General features: G+C 69.2%; 16 protein-coding genes and 3 pseudogenes. 9 read left to right on the top strand and 10 right to left on the bottom strand.

Features of this window, described 5'->3' with window-relative positions:
• The first annotated feature begins 7 nt into the window (after positions 1-7).
• On the top strand, positions 8-1234 hold the full coding sequence (locus OG456_RS47575; protein ID WP_266571320.1) for an MFS transporter: 1227 nt from the start codon (positions 8-10) through the stop codon (positions 1232-1234).
• 351 nt (positions 1235-1585) lie between these two features.
• Here OG456_RS47575 and OG456_RS47570 read toward each other — a convergent pair whose 3' ends face one another.
• The 4 genes from OG456_RS47570 to OG456_RS47555 are packed head-to-tail and all read right to left on the bottom strand — an operon-like array spanning position 1586 to position 5442.
• On the bottom strand, positions 1586-2524 hold the full coding sequence (locus OG456_RS47570; protein WP_266571319.1) for a hypothetical protein: 939 nt from the start codon (positions 2522-2524) through the stop codon (positions 1586-1588).
• A 13-nt stretch (positions 2525-2537) separates the two neighbouring features.
• Complete coding sequence (locus OG456_RS47565) at positions 2538-4133, bottom strand: GMC oxidoreductase (protein WP_266571318.1); 1596 nt, start codon at positions 4131-4133, stop codon at positions 2538-2540.
• Positions 4130-4849, bottom strand: a complete 720-nt coding sequence (locus OG456_RS47560; protein ID WP_323136475.1) for a DUF5987 family protein — start codon at positions 4847-4849, stop codon at positions 4130-4132. The genes OG456_RS47565 and OG456_RS47560 overlap by 4 nt, the downstream gene beginning before the upstream one ends.
• Positions 4846-5442 carry a hypothetical protein gene (locus OG456_RS47555; protein WP_266571317.1) on the bottom strand — a complete coding sequence of 199 codons (597 nt, stop codon included), beginning with the start codon at positions 5440-5442 and terminating at the stop codon, positions 4846-4848. The genes OG456_RS47560 and OG456_RS47555 overlap by 4 nt, the downstream gene beginning before the upstream one ends.
• A gap of 279 nt (positions 5443-5721) precedes the next feature.
• Between OG456_RS47555 and OG456_RS47550 the strand changes: the two genes are divergently transcribed.
• Entirely contained in the window at positions 5722-6261 is a 540-nt protein-coding gene (locus tag OG456_RS47550) for a hypothetical protein (protein ID WP_266571316.1), read from the top strand.
• Between the two features lie 179 nt (positions 6262-6440).
• On the opposite strand, the gene OG456_RS47545 is transcribed toward OG456_RS47550, so the two are convergent.
• Positions 6441-7112, bottom strand: coding sequence for a DUF4097 family beta strand repeat-containing protein (locus tag OG456_RS47545; protein ID WP_266571315.1), 672 nt, complete (start codon positions 7110-7112; stop codon positions 6441-6443).
• Between the two features lie 364 nt (positions 7113-7476).
• Here OG456_RS47545 and OG456_RS47540 point away from each other — a divergent pair.
• Positions 7477-7896 (top strand): annotated as a pseudogene (locus OG456_RS47540) (helix-turn-helix domain-containing protein); the annotation flags it as partial.
• A 259-nt stretch (positions 7897-8155) separates the two neighbouring features.
• Here the strand turns inward: OG456_RS47540 and OG456_RS47535 are convergent.
• A complete protein-coding gene (locus OG456_RS47535) occupies positions 8156-9577 on the bottom strand; it encodes a lipase family protein (RefSeq protein WP_266571314.1) in 1422 nt (473 codons plus the stop codon).
• Between the two features lie 28 nt (positions 9578-9605).
• Positions 9606-11213 (bottom strand): GMC oxidoreductase, encoded by a 1608-nt coding sequence (locus tag OG456_RS47530; RefSeq protein ID WP_266571313.1) that lies wholly within the window; start codon positions 11211-11213, stop codon positions 9606-9608.
• 285 nt (positions 11214-11498) lie between these two features.
• On the opposite strand from OG456_RS47530, the gene OG456_RS47525 reads away from it, so the two are divergent.
• A complete protein-coding gene (locus OG456_RS47525; RefSeq protein ID WP_266571788.1) occupies positions 11499-12110 on the top strand; it encodes a TetR/AcrR family transcriptional regulator in 612 nt (203 codons plus the stop codon).
• Between the two features lie 558 nt (positions 12111-12668).
• Here OG456_RS47525 and OG456_RS47520 read toward each other — a convergent pair.
• A pseudogene (locus tag OG456_RS47520) lies at positions 12669-14188 on the bottom strand (glycoside hydrolase family 127 protein); the annotation flags it as partial.
• An 11-nt stretch (positions 14189-14199) separates the two neighbouring features.
• Between OG456_RS47520 and OG456_RS47515 the strand changes: the two are divergent.
• The 3 genes from OG456_RS47515 (at position 14200) to OG456_RS47505 (ending at position 18506) form a co-directional block, all read left to right on the top strand.
• A complete protein-coding gene (locus OG456_RS47515) occupies positions 14200-14586 on the top strand; it encodes a substrate-binding domain-containing protein (RefSeq protein WP_266571312.1) in 387 nt (128 codons plus the stop codon).
• A gap of 342 nt (positions 14587-14928) precedes the next feature.
• Positions 14929-15270 carry a hypothetical protein gene (locus OG456_RS47510; protein WP_266571311.1) on the top strand — a complete coding sequence of 114 codons (342 nt, stop codon included), beginning with the start codon at positions 14929-14931 and terminating at the stop codon, positions 15268-15270.
• Between the two features lie 599 nt (positions 15271-15869).
• Positions 15870-18506 (top strand): PEP/pyruvate-binding domain-containing protein, encoded by a 2637-nt coding sequence (locus OG456_RS47505; RefSeq protein ID WP_266571310.1) that lies wholly within the window; start codon positions 15870-15872, stop codon positions 18504-18506.
• Between the two features lie 647 nt (positions 18507-19153).
• Here OG456_RS47505 and OG456_RS47500 read toward each other — a convergent pair.
• Positions 19154-20371, bottom strand: coding sequence for an MFS transporter (locus OG456_RS47500; RefSeq protein ID WP_266571309.1), 1218 nt, complete (start codon positions 20369-20371; stop codon positions 19154-19156).
• A gap of 399 nt (positions 20372-20770) precedes the next feature.
• On the opposite strand from OG456_RS47500, the gene OG456_RS47495 reads away from it, so the two are divergent.
• On the top strand, positions 20771-20998 hold the full coding sequence (locus OG456_RS47495; protein WP_266571308.1) for a hypothetical protein: 228 nt from the start codon (positions 20771-20773) through the stop codon (positions 20996-20998).
• A 2-nt stretch (positions 20999-21000) separates the two neighbouring features.
• On the top strand, positions 21001-22281 hold the full coding sequence (locus OG456_RS47490) for an MFS transporter (protein ID WP_266571307.1): 1281 nt from the start codon (positions 21001-21003) through the stop codon (positions 22279-22281).
• 388 nt (positions 22282-22669) lie between these two features.
• Here OG456_RS47490 and OG456_RS47485 read toward each other — a convergent pair.
• A pseudogene (locus tag OG456_RS47485) lies at positions 22670-23020 on the bottom strand (SCO5918 family protein).
• Positions 23021-23041 lie beyond the last annotated feature (21 nt).

Genomic DNA, 23041 nt, shown 5'->3' with positions numbered 1-23041 from the left:
TCGGGTTGTGTCTCTTCCCGATTGCACGGTCCGTCCCTCGACAGCTCGGCACGGACGCTTCGTCGCAGCGATCGTCATCGACTCGATCGGCACCGGCGTCTTCGTCCCCGTTTCGATGCTGTATTTCCTGGCCACGACATCGCTGACGCTGGTGCAGGTGGGCGCGGCACTGACGACGGCCGGGCTGCTGGCGCTCCCGGTGGGGCCTCTGGTCGGAGGACTGGTCGACCGGTACGGCGCCAAGCCGGTACTGCAGGCGGCAAACCTGGCCCAGGCGCTCGGCTTCGCCGGGTATCTCGTCGTGGGCCAGACATGGCAGATCGCCATCTGCGCCTGGTTGAACAGTGCCGGGCGGGCGGTGTTCTTCAGCTGCTACGGCGTGACCGTCGCGGCGCTCGCCGCGCCCGGCCAACGCGAGCGCTGGTTCGGTCTTCTGGGGTCGGTACGCAACCTCGGCTACGCACTCGGCGGCCTCCTCTCCGCCGTCGCCGTCAGTTTCGGCACCCACGGCGCCTACGCCGCGATCGTGGTCGTCAACGCCTTGTCCTATGTCATGGCCTTCGTTCTGATGCGGGCCGTGCCGAATGTCCGTCCCGAGGCGGGCCAGGACGCTGCTGGAGGCTGGGGGCGCGTGCTCCGGGACCGGCGGTACCTGTCACTGGTCGCGCATCAACTGTGCTTCGCGATCTCCTTGTTCGCCCTCAACATCGCGATTCCGGTCTACGCCGTGGACGTGCTGGGACTGCCCGGCTGGACTGCCGGCGCGGTCTTCGCGCTCAACACCCTGATGGTCGGCTTCGGTCAGGGCATCGTCATCGGGTGGCTCGGCGGGCGGATCCGCAGCCGCGTCCTCGTCGCCGGACACGTCTGGTTCGCGGCGGGCTACCTCCTGTTCCTCGCCGCCGACCGCGTGGCTGCGCTCGCCCTCGCGGTCGGCGTCGTGTTGCTCGGTGCAGGCAGCTACACCTTCGGTGAAATCCTCGGCGGCGCCGTCACGTCGACTGTCGCCGCGGAGAGCGCCCCAGATGCTCTCCGCGGCCGGTACTTGGCCCTCAACCAGCTCGCCGTGACTGTCGCAGGAGCGGTCGCTCCGGCCGCCCTCTCCGGGTTGCTGGTCACCGGGGCAGCCGCGATCTGGCTGACCCTGGTCGGCGTCAGCGTCCTCGGAGCCACGCTCGCCACTGCGATCGGCAGAGTGGTGCCAGCGGCGCAGAGCCGCATCGGAGGTGTCTAGTTCTACTGCCGTGACCGTATAGGTTCGCGGGGTTGGCGGTCATGGCGGTTGGACGACGCCTCCTATGTGCTGGCAAGCAAGGGGGCGTCGGCATCGGGCGAGCAGCAGGAATACGCCCTCACAGCCTGAACGGGATTCCCTTCAGAGGAACCGCACCCAACTCGGAAAGTGTCAGGCGGCGAGGGCGACCAACTGGTGCCGGACGGCGCCGCGGACCGAAGCGCCCGGCAGGTCGCCGACGCCGCGCTCGCTGCCCGGATACGGCCGCCCCACGGTGAAGAGAGGGGCGGCGTCATTGCTGCGCCGCTGGGAAAGTGGCGTCGTGGTGGAGATGGGCCGTGAGCGCTCCGCTCACGGGCGCGTTCCCACCTCCGCGTGACCCGTGCGATCCAGACGCCAGCGGTGTTCCACCTCGAATCGGTGCAGTGCGGTGCGGCGTTCGACGATCACGTCGACGGTGGCGCGTTCGGTGTTGGTGCAGGTGGCGGTCGTTCCGTCGGGGTCGGTGTAGGAGAGCGACACAAAGTCGGCCGGGTCCTGGGTCACATCGATGCGTACCCTGCGCCGCGCAGTGCCGCCTGCGACCGACCAGTCGGGCAGCCCGATCCGTGCGCGCAGCAGCGGCGCGGTCAGCAACGGGTCGCGCGGCCAGTCGGTGCCACCGATCCGCAGCTGAAGCATGGGCAGCGCTGGCAGCCACCGCATGGTGGGGCGGCGGGCGACGGCGGCCACCACTTCCAGTACGTCCCCGCCGCCGAGGCCCGCGTGGAGCCACGCCCATCGCTGGGCATTGCCGTGCCCGGCGATCCGGGCGACGCCTCCCACGGCGTCGGAGAGGGTGAACCGCCTGTCCCCGACGACGAGTTCCCCCGCGAAGCGGGCGTCGGGGGCGGGCACGATCTGGGCGGCGGGCAGCAGTTCACGCTGCCAGGACCAGCGCGGAAACGTGTAGAGAGGCTCACCGCCCCCGGTCACCTTCAGGCGCCAGGTGATCGCGCCCGCCGTGCCTTCCAGCAGCTGGGGCGATGCCCGCACCCCCGGCACCTCGAAGTACGCCTCGCCCTGGGGCGGCGGGGAGTCCGGGGCCCCGAACCGCTCGGTGACCGGCGGTCCGTCGGGTGGGAAGACGGAGATCCAGCCATGAGCCCGGGCCGGGCCGTCGTGCTTGGGCGCCACCACTTCGTGGTGGATCCACACGCCGGTCCCGGTGCGGGGATCGGTCAACGTCGCGTACCAGACTTCGAGCCGCCCTGGTCGGCCGGTCATCCGCGGCGGGTAGAGGGAGTTCACGAGGGGTTTCCTTTCACCGGGGCGTGGGGGCCCCGTACCGTGCGCGCACGCCTGCCTCGGCGGTGCTCTCCACGATGCCGGGACAGGCCCGTTCGGCCAGTGCCGCGATCGTCAGTGAGGGGTTGACGCAGAGCGAGGTCGGTACTGCGGAGCCGTCGGTGACGAACAGGCCGGGATGGCCTCGCAGTTCGCCGCGTTCGTCGAGTGCCGAGGTGGCGGGGTCGTCACCCATCCGGCAGGAGGCGAGGGGGTGCGCGCTCACGGACCCGGCAGGGTTCTCGCTCCAGGGCCGTATCCGCGCAAGACCGTCGCGCTCGAGCACCGCGCGGGCCTCGGCGTCCGCGGCGGCCCAGCCGCGCAGGGTGTTCGCTGTCGGCCGGTACGAGAGCGTGGAGAGGCAGAGCGATGTGGCCACGCGCGTCGAGCTTCCGGTGGGCGGCGGTGGGCCGAAGACGCCCTCGTTGTCGTCCTCGGTCATGGCGAGCACGGAGAGCCAGGACGGCCAGCGTGCCCGCATCTCTTTCTTGCGGACGCCGAACCAGCTCGTCGCCGGTATGTCAGTGGCCTGGGCCAGGAGGTCGGTGATGCCGGGGAAGTAGATCTGCTGCAGGGAGAAACGGGTGAACTCCGCCGTTGCCGCATCGAGCCGGTCGTACGACATCGAGCCGATGGGCTTCCCGATGGGGAAGCCCTGGTATGGGATGCCTGGGGCGCGCTCGAGGCCGAGGAGGTCGCGCACCTTGCCTTCGTCGACGTCAGCGATGGACACACGGTCGCCGTTGCCCGAGAAGTAGCGCCCGACGGCTTGCGGGACACCGCCGAGCAGGGGAGCCGAGCGCTGCAGCAGCACCGGGGTGGCCAGAGCTCCCGCGGCCAGCACCACGGTCTTGGCCTCGATCGCGCCCACACCGACCGGCAGCCGGTAGTCGCCGGCGTCGAGCTGCGTGTACGAGACGCGGTAGCGGTATCCGGGTGTGGTGGCAGGCGCGATGGTCTGCGCCTCGTGGAGTGGGCGGATCTCGGCGCCGTGAGCGGTCGCGGCGGGGAGGTAGTTCAGCAGCATGGAGCGCTTGGCGTCGAAGTGGCAGCCGTTGAGCATCCAGTTGCAGTTGGTGCAGCGGGCCAGGTCGACGGCGACGGGCACAGGATTGCAGGTGCGGCCCGCACGGGCGCACGCTGCGGCGAACAGGCCGCCGGGGTAGGGGACTTGGTCCCAGCTCTGCTCGGCGACGGGCAGAGCCTCCTCGACCCGGTCGTACCACGGGTCGAGTGCCGTGCGCGTCAGGGTCGAAGGCCACAGACGGTGGCCCAGACTTCCGTGGCGTTCGAACACGAAGCCCGGAGCCCGCAGCGAAGCGGCGAAGTAGACCACGCTGGACCCGCCGACGCAGTTCCCGGCGACGACGGTGATGCCGTCGCCCTGCACGAGGTCGACGATCCGGGTATAGCTGCCCAGGCGCAGGTCATGGGTGAAGTCCGGGGCGGTGAGGTGCGGTCCGCGTTCCAGGATCACCACCTTGGCGCCACCCGCAGCCAGATGGTAGGCGGGAATGGCGCCCCCGAAGCCGCTGCCGATGACCAGCACGTCGGTACGTTCGGTGACGCTCATGCGGGGTGCCCTCCGGGGGTGGTGAGGGGGTGCTCGGAGGCGAGCCTTCGGCCGTACGAATAGTCGGGGAAGCGCCACAGTCCGTCGGCGTCGGGCGCCGGGAAGCCGATCCAGGCCAGGCCCGGGTGGCGTTGCCGGATGGCTTCGGTGGTGTGCAGATGGGCTGCGGTGTCGAAGGCCGCGGCGGCGAAGAGCGCGAGCAGCACGTACAGCTGCCGGTCCGGGACGCCGGGCGTGAGCAGCTCTCCGGCGAGCGCGGTGCGGTCGGTGAACCGGAGGGCGACGAAGGGAGGTTGAGCAGGCAGCAGGACCTGGCCGTGGGTCGTCGCATAGGCGAGGGCGCGGGTGTTGACGAGCAGCGCAAGCTCGGGCAGCAGCACGCCTATTCCGAGATCGGGAAGGTTGAGCAGCTCGATGGCCCCCGCCTGCACGGCGCCGGGACCGGGCGCCGCTCCCGCGATTGCCACGTCCCCGCTGTGCCGCTTTTCGCCCGGGACCATGGTGTCCGCGAACGCCTCCAGCGTGGCCGTCGTCGGGTCGGGCAGCGAGAGGGAGGCGGGGAGCAGCCCGTCCCGGGCCACCGGGACCTGCTCGGGGACAGGACGCGCCGAGGGCGCGGCGTCGGCGGTCAGCTCCCCGGCCCGCAGGGCGGTGACGGCGGCAGTCAGCCCGACGAGCAGCCGGCGCCGAGTGGGCCGTGCGGGCGGTTCGCTCAACACAGCCCGCTCACCGGCAGCTGCACCCTCACACCCGCGGCGTCGCTCACGAGCGCGTCGGCGAGCTGGGCGTCGTACGGCCGGATGACTTTCGCGGCCTCCTCGGCCTGGGCGGGCTGCCCGGCGACGGTGATGTTGCGTACCCGCGCCGCGGCGCTGCCCTCCGCCTTGTCGAACCAGTAACTGCCGTCCCAGCCGACCAGTTCGGTTCCGCCCGGCGTGGCCTGCACGCTCCAGTGGTCCAACTGCCAGTATCGGCAGGCCGGTACGGCGATCGCGAAGCGCGCCGGCTCGGCCAGCAGAAAGCGCGCCGCGCCGCCGTTGGCCACGGTGATGTCCCGCTTGGCGTACTCCACGCACAGTGGGTCGGCGCTGAACAAGGAGAGCGGCGGCGTCTCGCCCTCGCCGTAGCGGTGGAAGGTGCACGCGGACGCGAATGACGGGTCGGCGTAACCGCCGACGCCTGGCTCTGCTGCCGAGGCGGAGGCGGCGGGGAGCAGAGCGGCGGCTGCCGCCACTGCGCCGAAGAGGGTGAGGCGGACGCTTGTCGAGAGGGCGCCGAGGGCGTTCGTCGTGTGGCGAAGTACGGGCACAGCAGGACCTTCTTCGTGTCCCAGCCCTGATGGGCGACGGTTACCGGCGGTCACATGCAGGCGTCATCTTGATCGCTGCGTGCTGTCAGCACAAGACGTGGGGCAGAGGTGATCCCGGTCGCTGGAGAGGCGACGGTGCCGGAGCGGCCCCCCGTTGGCGGGTGCGTCCCGGCGTAGATCTCCGTCGAGGTGTGCCAGATCGCCGACATCGCAGAGTGCGCGGTGTGCGAGACCGATGGGCCACCGTGCCCTTCCGTGCTGGGCATTAGGATTTCGATCATGGACGTAGACGGCTCTCGGCAATCCCGCGCTCTCCTGATCAACGGCACCGTAGGCGTCGGAAAGACGTCGGTGGCTGAGAGCGTGGGCAGTCTTCTCACCGATGCCGGAATACCCAATGCCGTCATCGACCTCGACTGGCTGCGTCAGGCCTGGCCCGCACCTTCCGGGGACCGTTTCAACTTCGGCATGATGCTGCGCAACCTACGCAGCGTGGCCGACAACTACCTCGCTGCTGGGGCGGCCCGACTGGTCCTCGCCGGTGTGATCGAGGACGTGGAGCAACGGAAACTGTGTGCCGAAGCGGTCCGCATTGGGCTTTCGGTGTGTCGGCTCACAGTCGACTTGCCCGTCAATCACCAACGCCTGATGCGGCGCCACGAGAACGAGCCGGAACTTTTGCGATGGCACCTGCACAGAGCCGGCGAACTGGCGGAGATCCTCGACCAGGCGGCAGTCGACGACTTCACCGTCGACGCCACCACGCGCTCGGTCGGTGATGTCGCGGCCGGCGTGATCGACAAGACCGGCTGGCTATGACCCGGCATCTTTGAGTGCGTGGGATCTTGCCGGTCAGTAACGCCACGCGGCGACTTCCGGACTCCCGTATGCGAGGTCGATGTCGTCGAGGACGGTTTTGTCGCCGTAGGACTTGCGCAGTGCGTTCGCTGCGATGGCCAGGTTGGTCATGGTGACTGCTCCTTAGGGAGTGCGGGTGGTTAGAGGCTGCGGGCGGTGATGTCGCCGTAGGAGGTGGTCGCCTGGATGTTCAGGCCGGCGGTGGCGCCTGCGGTGTTCTGGAGTGTGTTGTGGATGCGGCCGTAGGTGGTGCCGGCGTCGAGGGTGGCGGAGGTGCCGCGGGCGGCGCCGATGGTGATGTCGCCGGACTCGGTGCGCAGTTCGACGGTGCCGCCGGTGGCTTCGGCGACGTTGAGGTCGCCCTTCTGTGTGTTGATGTGTGCGGGGCCGTTCAGGCGGCCGATGAAGATGTCGCCGGCCTGGAGGGTGAGGTGGGCGCTGGCGGTCTCGTCGAGCTTGACCGAGGCGTGTGCGCCTTCGAAGGTGATCTCGCCGAGGCGTCCGACGCCGCGGAGTTCGGCAGCGGCGGCCTTGGCCTGGACGCGGGAGCCGGCGGGGAGTTGGACGGTGACCTCGACGGATCCGGAGTTGCCGAGGATCCGGTTCTTTGCCGGGGCCGCTTCGATGCGCAGGATGCCGTTGCTGTAGGCGACGGTGACCTGTTCCGCGGCCTTCGCGTCGCGGGAGTTGGAGGCGTCGGCGGGCAGGATCTCGACGGTGGTGTCGGCGCGGTCGGCGGCGATGAGCTGGATGCGCCCCGCGGGGATGTCCAGGACGGCGGTGATGGGGGAGGGGGTGTCGAACTTCTGCATGGTGTGCTCCTTCGATCCGTTGTTTCTGATGGGTGAAACGCTACGTTGCATTCAAGGATCGAGCAACAGTCTTGTTGCTCAAGAACCCTATAAACGCAGGTAGTTATAGGGATTTCATTGCAATGGTCTGGGCTCTAATGCAACAGGCCTCAGCCCTGGCCGTTGCAATGAAATGGAAGTGAACGCTATGGTCGATATCAGACCCCAGACCCCAGATGCGAACGCCGGACACGGACGCCGAACGCCGGAGGTGGGCGCCGAATACCGGGTGCCGGGTACGAGGCCGGAGCGCCGTCCGCACAGGAACGCCGAGCGCCCGGCGCCGGGGGGCCGTTGCAGGGCTGCGGGGGAGAAGGGGAGCGGAATGCCGGGAGGAAGACTCGCCCAGCCGGAACGCCGGCAGATTGCGCTGTGGTTGGCCGACGGCTTGGCTTTCGCCGAGGTCGCCAGGGAGTTGGACCGTCCGACATCGACGGTCACACGTGAGGTGGCGCAACGCTGATCCGACCGCCTACCCTGCGGACCTCGCGCACCGCGTCACGGAACAGCGCGCCCGCCGCGCGCAGTTGGTGCCCGTACGCGAGCACGCCTGAGCAGCCGAACGGGCGAGATGCCGAGACGCTGCGCGCGTACGAGCAGTCGTTCACGACCGTCCTCATACAGTGGGGCACGCCTTGGGCACGCCGAAGATGATGGCCCGAGTGATGGCCCGCCTCACCCTGATCGACACGGCAGTCTGGCCGCGGCTGAACTGGCCCGGCGCCTGCAGGGCAGTCCTGCCTCGACTTTGGCTCCGCAGGGAGTAACTCCGCCCGGGTACAGCCGAGTTGACGTGGTGGGGAGAGATGCAGGACGTCGGCGGCTCGCACCCCAGGGGTTCCCGGGGCTCCGCACGGATCCCCGGGAAGTGCGGAGAAGTGATCTGCCCCACTTGGGCGGTCCGGCGGGCCCGACGGGCTGAGCGAGGGCAGCCCGCCGAGCCGGAGTTCGTCCTGAGAGGGCCCCTTCCGCCGGAGCCGCTGTTCCGGCGGAAGAGGAGCGAGTCAGGGCTGGAGCGGCATCGCCTGGCAGTTGGAGGCGGCCGGCTTGCCGGAGAGCCGGTCCGTCAACCAGGAGATCGCGTCACCTTGGTCGGTGATCAGAGGCACCAGGTGGTTGGTGAGGATCTTGTCGCCGAGGTTGGGCAGCTTGATGGCCTCGTAGGTCACGTCGGCTTCCTTGGCGCACCAGTCCGCGGCCAGTTGTCGGGCCTGCGCGTGGGGCACGATGTCGTCCTGGACGCCGGTGGCCACACGCACCGGTCCGGCCGGCTTGAGTGTGCCGATGCGCTGCTTGTCGAGGGCGGCCTTCGCTCGGGGGTCGGCCACGATGATGTCCCCGATGGACTTGCCGTTGGTGGTCCACTTGCTGCTGTGGGTGAACCCGAGGCCGAAGAGCGCGTCGCCGACACACATGGTTGACGCGTCCTGCAGCGCGGCTTTGCCCGCGTCGCTGACGTTGGCTTCGACGACCGCCCGCAGGTCAGGGTCGGCTTGTGCGAAGCCGTTGATCGACCACGCCAGCGCTCCGGCCAGTGCGCTGCCGTCGATGCCCTTGATGACTGAGGTCAGGTTCGCGGGTGGAGCGCCGGCGTAGGTTCCGGCGAGCTTCACGTCGGGGGCGTAGGAGGGCTGGAGTTCGGCGGCGGCCGCGCTGGCGCCGCCGCCTTGGCTGTAGCCGTACAGGCCGGTGGGGGAGTTCGTGGTGACTGACGCCCCGGGGACGGCGCGGGCTGCGCGGGCCGCGTCCAGCAGGGCGTGCCCCTGGTCGAGCCGGTTGGCGTAGGTGTGCAGGCGGTCGGTGGCGCCGAGGCCGACGTAGTCGGTGATGACCACTGCTGCCCCGGTGGCCAGGATTCGGTAGATGGCGAGGGACTCGTAGCCCACGGACACGGTGTTGCCGTTGAGGGTCAGCGGATGTTGCAGCGCGAACGAGGGCGCGCACTGGTCGCCTTGGCCCATGGTGCCAGAAGCCACCGCCACCACGGGGCGCGGGCCGGGCTTCTTCCAGGTGGTCGAGGGCTCTACGTACGCCCCGGTCACCGCGACGGGCTGTCCGGCGGAGTCGGTGGACTTGTACATCAAGCGAGTCGCGGTGCCCGGCATGGGGCGGCCGTCCAGGCCGGGAATGCTGAGCCCGAGCGGCATCGCCTCGGTCCGGATCAACGCGCCGTCGGCGGCGGGCAGTTCGGTCGGCGGGTTGTAGAACGTGGGGATGGTGACGCCGCGGGACGCGACGGGCTCCGTGCCGGATGCCGAGGCCGGCGCCGTCGACAGGCCCACGCACACGGCGCCGGCGACGACGCCGGCCAGCAGGCTCACACGAGCCGGAACGGCACGGCAGGTGAGGGGCGTCGTCGAGCGGGTGGCGGGGCTGCCGGGGCGGATGGCGCGGGCGGAACGGGAACGGGTTTCTTCGCGGTTCATGGCTTGCTCCTCGCTCGTCGTTGAGAGTTCAGATGTATGTGTCGATGTCGTGAGCGGTGATGGCGTCCATCGCCCGTTCCGCGACCGCGGCGATGGTCATGGACGGGTTGCACGCTCCCGTCGTGCCCGGGATCAGCGCACCGTCGAGTACGTAGAGGCCGCGTTGGCCCTGCACACGGCCTTCCAGGTCGCACACCGTGCCCATCGGTGCACCGCCCAGGGGGTGCCAGGTGCTGTTGACAAGGGAGTTCGTGTCGGTCAGGACACCGATCCCCTTGGAGATGTCCGCAACCCGCTGCTGGATTTTGCGGTGGCTGCCGGTGTCGCCGTTTCGGGGCCAGTGCAGCGATACGGTGTCGGTGGCGGCGTTGTAGAGGAACCGGCCGCGGTCGGGGCTGACACCGAAGCCGACCAGCATCGTCGTCCTGGTGTCGAGGCCCAGCGGCGGGAGTGACGCCTGGATGACCGTGTTCGCGGTGGCCGGGTCCTCCCACGCCTTGCTGCCGAAGACCACCGGACCGCCCTGCTCGCTCCCGAAGTCCTCCCGCAGGTTCGACCACGCGTAGATCCGGTCCCCGTTGGTGCCCCAGCCCTCGCCGAGCCCGTCGGGCAGATCGGGGATGGCGCCTGTGGCCCCCGCGCGGACGAGGAGCTTGCTGGTGTTGATACTTCCTGCTGCCATGATCAGAGCACGGGTGGAGAGGACCTTCTGCTCCAGCACGCGCCCCGAGTCGTCGGTGCGGTCGACATGCACCTCCCAGCGGCCGTCGGCGGCCCGCGCCACGGATGTGACGTTGTGGTGGGTCGCGACGGTGACCTTGCCGGTCGCCTCGGCCTGACGGAGGTAGGTCACGTCGACGGAGTGCTTACCGCCGTTGTTGACACCGAGTGCGCAGTCGCCGTTCGTGTACGACGGCTTCATCTCGCCGCGCAGTTCGGCCAGGGCGTAGTCCCAGTCGATCGGCATCGGGATCTTCGAGAGGGTGTATCCGGCCTTGCGTACCCGCTCGGCGAACACCCGGGCCGCGTAGTAGGTGGAGGAACTGATCAGTTCCTCGGGCGCCGTCGCCACCCGGAGCATGGCGGCGACCCGCGGATAGTGGATCCGGTCCATGCGCCGGTAGTCGAGCTGTTCGGGCAGCCAGGTGTTGAACACCGGCTCCGAGGGCTGGAGGGTCATGCCCTGGTAGACGAGGGATCCGCCGCCGACCCCGGCCGCGCAGACGCTCAGGATGTTGTCGCCGAGGACGGGTTCCAGGAGCCCTGTGTAGGGAGTGAAGTCGAGCGGGGTGCCGATCAGCCGTGCGAGCGGCCTGGCGGCTGCCGGGAGGGTGCCGTACCAGAGCATCCGTTTGTCGAGCCCCGAGACATGCGGGAACGTCTCGGCGTTCGGCCCCGTCGGCCAGCGGCGGCCGCGTTCCAGGACGGTGACAGGCACGCCGGCCTGTGCCAGCCGGAGGGCTGCCACGCCACCCCCGAAGCCGGAACCGATCACGACGACTCGGTGGTCTTCTTCGGTCAGCCGTACACGGGTCGGAGCGGCGGAGGCGGGTGATGCGGCCGGCGGCGAGAGAGCGCCGGCGGCTGCGAGTCCGGCGGCGCCGGCGAGCAGGGCGCGCCTGCTGGGCATGGGCATGCGTGACTCCTTTGGGGGAGGGAGAAATGCCGCCGTCCGATCGGCGGCTGACCGTCCCCGACCTTGCGGGTTGGGGGACGCAGTAAGAGAAGTTGATGCGAGCATGCCAAGTAAGAGAGAACTGTGGTTACCCGCTGGTTACTTACGGCAGAGTAGGTTCGCGTGTCACTCACTGACAAGATGTCTGCATGCGTCAGTTCCGGATGCCTTCGCTATGCTGCGCAACCGACAGAAGGTGGTGGAGCGAGCGTGCGTGAGACGCCATTCCCGGACCGCGGGCGGACGATGGAGGCGGATGCCAGGCCACTCCTCGCTCAGCGGCGCAAGGCGGCTCTCCGCTTCGAAATCGCCCATGAGGCGGTCCGCATGTTCACCTCGCAGGGCGTCACGGCCACGACCGGGGAACAGATAGCCCAGGCCGTCGGCATCTCCGCCCGCACACTGTGGCGCCACTTCCCCACCAAGGAAAGCTGCGTCCTGCCCCTGCTTACCGCGGGACTCGACTTCGTCATGGACCAACTGCGCCACTGGCCACCGCAGTCGAGCCTGCTGGAGTTCTTCACGGACATCTGCCAGATCGGCAAGCTGCCCTCCACCACGCCGGTCATCCTTGACCTGATCCGCATGACGTCCACCGATCCGGCCCTGCGCTCCGTCTGGCTCCAGGCGCACGACGACGCTCTGTCCGTGCTCACTGAGCTGCTCGCCGAGCGATCCGGCGCAGGGCCGGACGACCTGCGCGTGAACGTACACGCAGCAACCCTCAACGGCGCGTTGCGCGCAGCGGCTGAGGACTTCGCCCGACGGTACGCGGCCGACCCCGACGCGTCCGGCAGCGAAATCACCGCATGCCTCCTGGCCGCCTTGCGCGCGGCGGCCGAAGGACTGCCGTACTAGGTCTGACGCCGCGCTCATCTTCGGCTGACCACGTGAGCGGTGAAGGACGTCAGTCCTTCACCGCGCCCATACGGTGATCGTACGAACGGCCGCATTCAATGTCGCCGGGAACACCCGCTCCCGGCTTCACCCCCACCCCCGGCGTCGTCCGCCTCCGCCGAACGACGCCACAAAGCCCTGCCCCGACGTGCCGTCGTCCGCCCGCCGGTGCCAGATCGGCTTCACCACCGGCGTGAACCTCGATGCATCGCCCATGAAACCCGACAGCGCAACCACCCCGCCTGAACCAGCCCTGCCCGGTTCCGCCGGGACGGGCCACTCCAGCACTCCGCGCCTCCCCTCTGATCCGCAGGCACGTCACCGCGACGCTCCGAGTCGCTATCGCGAGTTCGCTTCGCCACTGGCCTGAAGGGCCGCTGCACTGCGAATGAATCTTGCTGGCGTGCGGTGTCCTTCCGTGCGGGCACGGTGACGAACTCACCACCGGTCGTTACCGGAGCCGAACCGTCGTGCTGGCCTCGTTGTCATAGAAGGGGCGCGGCACATCCGGGCGGGATGTCATGTGGTGGGCAGCCAGACGCGCATGCCGCCGTCCTCGCGGTTGGCCCAGGCGTAGTAAGGGATCGCGGTCAGCTCGACCGCTTCGCCGTCGTCCGGAGCGGGGCCGGCGTCCGCCGGGGTGTACGGCCACCAGCCCCGGTCCGCGGCGGCGCGCCGGCGGCCCGCGGCCACGACCGTGGTGACACCGCCGAGCAGGTCCGGACGGTGTTTCACGCCGAGCGGTACTGTGGCGTCGAGGACGATGTCGTCCAGTCCGCCGGCGGGATGGTCGACGCCTTCGAGGCAGTACACGAGCGGTCCGCGTTCGATGGCGACGCAGCCGCGTACGGAGTCGACGCGCGGGTCGGCCACGGTGAGCCGCGGTTCCAGACCGAGATCAAGGACGACCCGGTCACCCGGTCACCCGGTGACCAGGTGCCTTCAAGGCACAGCCAGCCGCCGTCGAGGGGAGCGTCCGTCTGGTCGTAGGCGCGCGAGCCGCACATCACGCGGAACTCGCGGCACCACGAAGGGATGCGCAGGGCGAGGGTCCGGCGGGTGGTGGGGGCTTCCTCGACGGTGAGCGCGACCGCGCCGTGCCACGGGTAGTCGGTCTCGCAGCGGACCGTGATGCCGCCCTCGCCGTAGCGGCCGGCGATGTACTGATGGATCTGCAGACCGGTGTCGTCGGCGCTGGCCAGGTAGTGCTCCATGCTGGCCAGCAGGCGCATGGCGTTGGGAGGACAGCACGCGCAGCGGAATCAGCGGGTGCGGCGGGCCGATTTGTCGCCTCCCTGATCGGTGTGGCCGTCGCGGACTTGGAGGGGGTTGACGTACAACCAACGCTCGCCGTCGAGGGCGACCCCGGCGAGGAAGCCGTTGTAGAGGGTGCGCTCGATCAGGTCGGAGTAGCAGGACTCACCGGTGAGCAGGGCCATGCGCCAGCTCCACTGGATGGACGCGATGGCCGCGCAGGTCTCGCCGTAGGCACGCTCGTTCGGCAGTTCGTAGGGGTCACCGAAGTCTTCTTGGGCGTGGTGGGCGCCGAGACCGCCGGTGAGATGCGTCTTGGTGGCGGTCATCGCCCGCCACAACCGCTCGCCCGTGGCCCGGAGTTCGGCGTCCCCGGTCTCGGTGGCCAGGTCGGTGGCGGCGGCGAGCAGGTACAACTGCCGTACGGCGTGGCCTTCCACGTTCGTCGCCTCGCGCAGCGGGACACGGTCCTGGCAGTAGACCTCGCCGCCGAGCAGACCGTGGCCGCGCCCGTCGACGAAGTATCCGGCCAGGTCCAGGTAGCGGCGCTCACCCGTCTCCCGGTACAGCTCGACCAGGGCCGTCTCGACCTCGGGGTGGCCGTCGATCCCATCTATGGGTTTGCCGCTGCCGGGCGGGCCGAAGACGGAGGTGAGGTGATCGGCGAACTTGACCGCGACGTCCAGGAGTTCGGAGCCGCCGGTGGCACGGTGATGGGCGACCGCGGCCTGGATGAGATGGCCCGCGCAGTACAACTCGTGGCCCCACCGCACGTCCTCGTAGCGTCGGCCGTCCTTTGGCGAACGCCGAACTCCAACTGTCCACCGGACAAACCCACTTCGGGGAGTGGAGCGAGGCGTGGGGGCGCAGAGCTGCCGAAGCGGTGCTGCGCACGACACCCGACACGGACGGCTTCTTCTGCGGAAACGACCAGATCGCTCGGGGGGTGGCGGACACGCTCCGTGAGCGCGGCGTGGGGGTCCCGACAGACGTCGCCGTCGTGGGCTACGACAACTGGGACACCATGGCACTGGCCAGCCGTCCGCCTCTCACCACCATCGACATGAACCTCGCCGAGATCGGCCGCATCGCCGCCCTGGAGCTTCTGCAAGCCATCGAGGCCGAGCCACGACCAGGCGTGCACACGGTGCCGTGCCGCCTGATCGTGCGGGAGTCCAGTTGAACGCCTGTCAGGGGGACGGTTCCGAGCGGCCGCCTCACCGGCACCTGCGCGGTGGCGTCGGCACCCACCCAGAACTCGGCAGGCCCGTGCGTACACACCGGTGCCCGAAGCACGCGGCGTACAACCCGGTGTCCTGAGAGGAGCGGGAGCAGCCAGGTCAATACGGGGCCGCCGCCGCGTCCATCGACTGTGGCGGCCGGACACCGCCACCGGGGCCGGCGTTTGCACCGTCACGCCGAGGCGCAGTGAAGAGCAAGAAGGTCGATCAGTCGGCCGTCGTCGGCTCCGCTGTGCTGGGCACCGCGTTGGGGGCGTCGACCAAGGGAAAGGGCAATTGGCTCTATGGAGGAACAGACGCCTGCCGAGCAGGCCCTGAGCCGCTCGTACGTCACCGCTGACGGGCTCCGTCTCTACGTCATCCAGTTGTCGGTCGAGCACCATCAAGACCGCAGCGCGACGTTGACGTACCGGCTTACTGTGGGCCGCCGAGGCCGCCCGGATGAGGGTTGGGAAGTCGCACTGCCCTGGGACGACAAGTCCTGGACGGATGTGCTCACCTCGCCCGCGCCCCCTCCCGACCGACTGCAGCAGCTCGTACACCTCGTGCACACCCACCTGGAGGAGTGGTGGGACACGAAGGCGCACAACCGGCAATCGGCGAAGAAGGGGCACCGACTTACCTGACCCCCTCTCCCACGAATGTCCCGCTTGACTACCAGGGCAGTCGGGCGAGAGGGGCCGGTCGACATCTCAGGGGCTAGCTGCTGGATTGAAGCCGGTTCTCATCGTGAATCATGCGGCGGCTGGTGAGGCGGCGGCGAGGTCGTCCTCAAGCTCGGTGCCTCGCTGCCGGAGTTCCGCGTTCTGGGTCGTCGCCAGCCGTTGTCCCGGGCGGCTACACCACGCGGCGGGACACGTTGTTCGCCGTCCTTCGTCAGCCGGTAGATCTGCCAGAGATGGACCTTGGGCCGTGTGAAACGCGCTTCCTGCTCCCGTGCGCTGCCCAGCTCGTAGTCGCTAAGTGACTGCCAGGACGACAGCCCGAGGGCGGCGCGCTCGAGCTTCGTGCTCGGCCCTCCACCTTGTTCGTTATGGGAGAAACATAGCTATGTGTGAATGCACATAGGCGCCTGTCGAGGGCAGTGTGTGTCCCAGAAGGTCAGGTCTGCGCCTGGCGGTGAGGGTGGGGCCCGACGGATTGACGTTTGCCTTTATTCATCGCATGATGAATAAGGGCCCGGTCCAGCGTCACTGGACGGTCACCGCAGGCAGGAAGGAACGCCATGCCGCTCGTCCTCGACTTCAGTTCTATTGACGCCACGATGCTGGACACCGTGGGCGGCAAGGCCGCGAACCTCGGCGAACTGACCAGGGCCGGGCTGCCCGTGCCGCAGGGCTTCTGTGTCACCACTGACGCGTACCGGATGATCTCGGCCACGGACGGTCTCGCGGGCCTGCGGCCCGACAAGGCGAGGCAGCGGATTCTCGAGGCGGCGGTGCCCGGGGAGTTGAGGGAGGTGATTGTCGCCGCGTACGCGGAATTCGGCGACGACGTGTCCGTCGCAGTACGTTCCAGCGCCACCGCCGAAGACCTGCCGTTCGCGAGCTTCGCCGGGCAGCAGGACTCGTATCTGAACGTCGTCGGCGCGGACGCCGTCGTCGACGCGGTACGCCACTGCTGGGCATCGTTGTGGACCGACCGTGCAGTGAGCTACCGCGAGAGCAACGGCATCGACCACGGCTCGGTCCACCTGGCCGTCGTCGTACAGCGGATGGTGGCATCGGCGGTGTCCGGCGTGATGTTCACCGCGAACCCCGTCACCGGCAAGCGTGATCAAGTGGTCATCGACGCGAGCCCCGGCCTCGGGGAGGCCGTCGTCTCCGGGGCGGTCAACCCGGACCACTTCGTCGTAGAAGGGGCCGGCGGAGCGGGCGGCCCGGACGGAGCGGTCGGCGGCGAGATCGTCGAACGGAGTTTGGGCGACAAGCGCTTCCTCATCTGCCCGCTGGCCGGTGGTGGCACGGAGAAGGTCGACATCGGCGAGAACCGCGCGCCCTGTCTCACGGACCGTCAGATTCTCGAACTCGCCGATCTCGGCGCCAAGGTGCAGGCACACTACGGAAGTCCGCAGGACACCGAATGGGCGATCGACGCGTGGGGCGAGCTGCACCTCACCCAGTCACGGCCCATCACCACGCTGTTCCCGGTGCCCGAACGCGCCGACGACCGCGACGGCTTCCACGTGTACTTCTGCTTCAGCCTCGCGCAGGGCCTGGAGCGGCCGATCACCCCGGCCGGGCTCGCCGCGCTCCGGGAGATCGCCGGGGCCACCGGCCGGATCATCATCGGTGACCCGAGGCCGGACGGCTACACCGAGTCTGCGGGCCGCGTCTTCATCGACCTCACCAACGTCCTGCGCAGCAAGACGGGAAGAGCCTTCTTCCCGCGCGTACTCGACGTCATGGAGGCACGCTCGGCACAGGTCCTGCGCGGCCTGTACGACGATCCGCGACTGTCCCTGACGCATACGTCACCATGGCCCGCGGTCAAGCGAGTGGCGCGCCTCGCCCGCAGGTTCCACGCCCCCTCCACCGCGCTGCGCGCCCTTGCCAACCCCGAGGCGGCGGTGCGGCGCGCACGGCGCACGGAGATGAAACTCCTCCAGACGGCCGAGAAGAAGACCATCGAGGAAGCCCTGCGCGACTGCGTGGTCCCGGTGCTGCCCACGGTCGCCCCGACAGCCCTGGTGGGCTTCGCCATGCTGGCGCTCACCAGCAAGCTCGTCCATGCGGAACCCGGCGAGCTGCAGACGCTTCTGCGCAGCCTGCCGAACAACGTCACCACCGAGATGGACCTCGACCTGTGGCACCTGGCGCGGACGATCCGTGAAGACCCAGACGTGGTAAGCGCGTTCCAGGACGACGACGCCGAGGAGCTGGCGGCCCGCTATCGCGACGGTGCGTTGCCCGAGGCCGCGCAGCACGGCATCCGCGCCTTCCTGACCCAGTGGGGTCACCGAGCCGTCGCCGAGATCGACCTCGGTCTGCCGCGCTGGTCCGACGACCCCACATATGTCATCGGCGTCGTCCGCAACTACCTGCGCCTGGACGACGAACAGGCCCAGCCGGACGCGGTGTTCGCCCGCGGAGCGGCCGAGGCGGAGGCGATGATCGACCGGCTCGCGCGACGCGCGAAGGGGCGCGGCCGTCTGGTCCGGTTCGCGTTGCACCGCACCCGGACGCTGGCCGGCCTGCGCGAATACCCGAAGTATCTGGCGATCACGCTCTTCGGTGCCCTCCGCGAGCGCATCGCCGAGCAGGGAGCCGAACTGCACGCGCAGGGCCGCATCGACGCCGCACAGGACGTCTTCTTCCTGGACTTCGAGGAGATGCGTGCGACGCACGCCGACCTGCGCCAGAGGGTCGCCGAGCGGAAAGCGGAGTACGAGCGGGAGATGCGCCGCAGGCACATCCCGCGCGTCCTCCTCTCCGACGGCACGGAACCCGAGGCGACACAGCATGCCCACGCCACTCTCCACGCGCCCGGTGACCTGGTCGGCACCGCGGCGTCGGCGGGCGAGATCACAGGCCACGCACGCGTGGTGACCGATCCGGTCGGAGCCCACCTGGAGCCGGGCGAGATCCTGGTTGCCCCGTCCACCGATCCGGGCTGGACCCCGCTGTTCCTGACGGCGGGAGGCCTGGTGATGGAGATGGGAGGGGCCAACTCCCATGGCGCCGTCGTGGCCCGCGAATACGGCATCCCGGCGGTGGTCGGCGTACGGGACGCGGTGGCGCGGATCCAGACCGGCGACGTCATCACGGTGGACGGAAGCATGGGCGTGGTGAGGACGCACGGGGAGGAGGCTGCAGAGGAGCCGGGCGGTAGGGGAGCGGGGATGGGGGATAACTGTCCCTAATGGAAGCCGTTGACGCGGATACGCCGGTCGCGACCATGACTTGTGCCGGACGAACTGCGGTCGCTCATGCACCCGTTACTGCTCAAGGCGGGCCCGAAGCTGGTCGAGTCGAGGATCGATCGCGGGGCCGGAACGGCAAGTGTTCTGCGGGATCCTGTTCGTCCTGCACAACGGCATCCAATGGGAGTACCTGCCCCAGGAGTTGGGCTTCAGATCAGGCGTGAGACCGGCGCCCCGCAGTGCCGCGCCACCCGTCGGCTCGGCGAGAGTCCTGCCCGCACCACTTCCTGCGCTCCCGCCACCGCCCAAAACCGTCGTCCGAAACGGGGGGCATCGCCAAGTCCCGGCTGAGCGCCACCGTTGGAGCCCAGCGCGACACGCAACTGCCCACACTGCCAGCAGCCCATGGCCGTCGTCGCGCTGCAGGCGACCGCCCTGGAAGCCGCCCGACGGGCCAACCCAGGTCCCGGCATCGTCCCGTTGCGAAGGGCCCTTGAGTTCAGCGGCTGACTGTCACTGAGTTCAAGGGCCCGACGGCCAACGGTCGCCGGACCCTCAGCGAATAACTACCCGGAGACCGTGGCCCGGACCACCGCTCAGGCATCTCGTGCCCACCCCACGGCTACGGGCATCCAGCCTGCATGCGCTCATTGAGCCGCGGTGACCTGGTCGGCTTCCGTCGAGTGTTCGGCACGGGACGAGGTGACCACCTCCGAGCGTCGGGTGTCCCGGTCCATGAAGCCTCCCGTGAAGGCGAGGCCGAGGCCGGCCAGGGCGAGAGCCGCCCCGACCAGGTTGGGCGAGGTCCAGCCCCAGCCCGCCGAGATGGCCAGGCCGCCGAGCCAGGCACCGCCCGCGTTGGCGAGGTTGAATGCGGAGTGGTTGGAGGCTGCCGCCATGGTCGGAGCGTTCTGCGCCTTGGCCATGAGCAACATCTGGACGGGCGTGGTGATGAGGGAACCCATCGCACCGATGAAGGCGATCGTCACCAGGGCGGGCACGGTGCTGTGGACGGTGAAATAGAACGTCACCAGCGCCGCGGCGAGCAGAGCGAGCCCCGCGTACAGCGTCGGCCTCAGGGCGCGGTCGGTGAGCGGGCCCGCGATCACCGTGCCGAGCGTCATTCCGACGCCGTAGAGCGCGAGGACCAGTGTGGTGGAGGAGTTGGAGATGCCCGTCACGTTCGTGAGCATGGGCACCAGGTAGCTGTAGACGGCGAAGAACCCGCCGAACCCGACGACGGCCGTGGCCAGGCCGATCGCGACCTGCTTGTTGCCCATCGCCCGCAGCTCGTGCCGGATGCCGGACTGCCCGCCGCGTGGCTGGTGGGGAACGAAGAGGGCCAGCGAGGCGAGGGCGATGATGCCGATGACGGCGACCGCCCAGTAGGCGGACCGCCAGCCCAGGTGCTGCCCGAGGGCCGTACTCGCCGGCACACCGATGATGTTCGCGATGGTCAGCCCGAGGAACATCTTGGATACGGCACGGGCGGCCCGTTCGGGGGCGACCAGCCGGGAAGCGACGACGGCGCCCACACCGAACAGCGCTCCGTGCGGCAGGCCGGCCAGAAAGCGCGCGGCGAAGAGCAGTCCGAAGTTGGGAGCGAGCGCGGACGCGATGTTGCCGACCACGAACAGCCCGGACAGGAGCAGTAGCAGCCGCTTGTGGGGAACGCGCGCGCCGATGCCCGTCAGCACTGGGGCGCCGACGACGACACCGAGCGCGTAGGCCGATACGAGGTTGCCGGCATGCGGCACGGATACGTCGATGCCGTCAGCGATCTGGGGCAGCAGCCCCATCGTGGCGAACTCGGTCGTGCCGATGCCAAATGCGACAACAGCAAGGGCCAGCAGGGCCAGCGGCATGGTGCAGGAGACCTTTCGAAGACAGCGGTCCATCAATGGATGGGTGTGGAGGGGACCGGGAGGGTCTCCCACCCGGTGGTGTGACGTGGTGAGCACCAGGTCCGGCGCCACCTTGGAACAGGGATGGGCAGGGATGAGCCCACAAGGCTCAGCAGTGCGAGGGACCCGTGCATTCCAAGATCGACCGGAACGTGTCAGTGACCTCCGTCACCTGATATCGCCCGTCCTGTTGTGTACTGCTGCTGCCCGTCGCCCTTCGGTCGGCACGCCCCCGCCGGAAGGCCGATGCGCGGCAGCCGCACCGGATCTGCTCAGTGAGACGACCGCACCGGACGCCAGCCCTCGCGCGGTGCCGCATCCAACAGGCCCTGTGTGTACGGGTGTGCGTGCAAGTCCGGAATGGGCGGCACGGGTCGCGAAGCCGAAGGCCTCGTCGAGGAGGGCGTCGGTCCCGGCCGCGTGCAGTTGCATGAGCAGTTCGTCTGCACACCGCCAACGTCGCGCAGGCGGCCGTACGCATACCCCTGCCCCGGCTGGGTGCTCCTGGCGAGCGCCGGCGACGGAGTCCGCGTGACCGCGGACGACGCGATCCTTCCGGGCGACAGCACCGTGTGGTGGAGTGACTGACCATGGCCCTTGACCTCGCTGTGCGCCGACGTCGACGTTCGCTGTTCTTGTTCTTCTTCCTCCCCGGTATCGCCCTGTCCTCATGGGTGACGCGGACGCCGGACGTCCGCGACCAACTCGGCGTCTCGACCGGACAGATGGGCCTGGTGCTGTTCGGCCTTTCGGTGGGTTCGATGGCCGGGATCCTGTGCTCGGGTCGCCTGGTGGACAGGTTCGGCACGCGGCCCGTCATCGCGCTGGGCACCGTCCTCATCCTGGTGAGCATCGCTGTCATCGCCATCGGCAGTCTGACGGCATCCGCTCCTGTGGTGACGCTCGGGCTCTGCGCCTTCGGTGCGGGCATGGGTGCGGGAGAGGTCGCCGTCAACGTGGACGGCGCCGACGTCGAGCGCCTCACCGGCACCACCGTGCTCCCGACCTTGCACGGATGCTTCAGCCTTGGCACCGTCATCGGGGCGCTGGCGGGCATGACGGCGACGGCCGCCAGCGTGCCGACGCACTGGCATCTCGGCGCGGTGGGTCTGATCTCGACAGCGATCTTCCTGTACGCGATCCGCCACGTACCGGCAGGCACCGGAGCACACGCGGCGCTTCAGCACGCCGAGGGCGAAGCCACGGCCTCGCGCCCGGCGACCAAGGTGTGGAAGGACCGCAAGCTCCTCCTGATCGGCGTGATCGTGCTCGCCATGGCGTTGGCCGAGGGGTCCGCCAATGACTGGCTGCCTCTGCTGATGGTGGACGGCCACGGTCTCGACGCCACCGCCGGTTCGCTCGTTTATGTCGGCTTCGCCGCAGCCATGACGCTCGGCCGCTTCGGCGGCGGGTACTTCCTGGAGCGTTTCGGCCGACCCGCCGTCGTACGTGCGAGCGCCATCTCCGGTGTAGTGGGACTGCTCCTGGTGATCTTCTCGGACAACGTGGCGGTGGCGGGTGCGGCAGTGCTCTTCTGGGGGCTCGGTGCCTCCCTCGGATTCCCCGTCGCGCTGTCGGCCGCGGGCGACTCCGGCCCCGAATCCACCCAGCGCGTCAGCCTGGTCGCCACGATCGGATACGTGGCCTTCCTCGTCGGCCCGCCGGGACTCGGCTTCCTGGGGGACCACTGGGGACTGCGTTCGGCGATGCTCGTGGTGCTCGCCGTCGTCGCGGCGGCCATCTTTCTGGCCCCGGCCGTCGGGACGGGCAGGCCGGGCAAGCCAGCCCTGGCGGGAGAGGCGGGAGAGGCGGGAGAGGCGGGCGGTGGGCGCGCGGGCGAGCAGCGTTCCGCCAAGGAGATGAGGTCGTAGGAAGGTGTGTGGCACTGCGGGAGGCCCCTGCTGTGATCTGCCAGGGATGAGGAGGACGTGTATGCCCGCCGCGCCACCCATCCCGAGACCGAGGCCGTGATGGCCAAGCCGGTACCTGAGGGACTCGGGACGCATTGAAGCGGTCGTGCGCCCCACGCGTCCGCAACGTCGCCGGGAACCTTTCGCATTGCACCCCCTCCGTGCAGCAGCGCCGCGTGGGGCCATGGGCTTGGTCAGCTGTGGTGCCGTTGCCCCAGCAGGTTGGCCTGTTCCCTCTTGAGCGTCTGGACCATGAGGGCGACTTCAGCTGCTCCGACCACTGATGCTGTCGCGCAGAGAACCCTCGGTATGCGGGTGAGGGTCCTACCGGCGCATTCCGGTCGGACCCTCATGCTGCTTTGGTGACGGCTTGCGCCTGCGCGTCGGTCAGACGGCCGCAAGGGCGGCGAAGCATCGCGGATGCCTGTCGCAATGGGTCGAGAACGCGTGTGGGCGTGGCGGCTTGGGGAAGACCGCGGCAGGTGAAGCCGAGCTGGGTCATGGCCCGCAGGACTTCGCCGGCGCTGAAATCGCGGCGGTCTTGGCGTGTGACGACCTGCCCGACCTGCTTGATGGGTTAGGTGCGGCGGCCGACGATCACGGACGACCCGATGACTTCCTCAGGTTTGAACCGCTTCATCGATTCCATGACGTCGCCCTTGGTGAAGTCGAACGGGAAGCGGGCGATGACACAGCGCATGACGCCTCACAGGGAGGAGAA

It is taken from the genome of Streptomyces sp. NBC_01446 (assembly GCF_026340095.1).
GTDB lineage: Bacteria > Actinomycetota > Actinomycetes > Streptomycetales > Streptomycetaceae > Streptomyces > Streptomyces aureus.
This window is presented reverse-complemented; position numbering and strand designations above follow the sequence as displayed.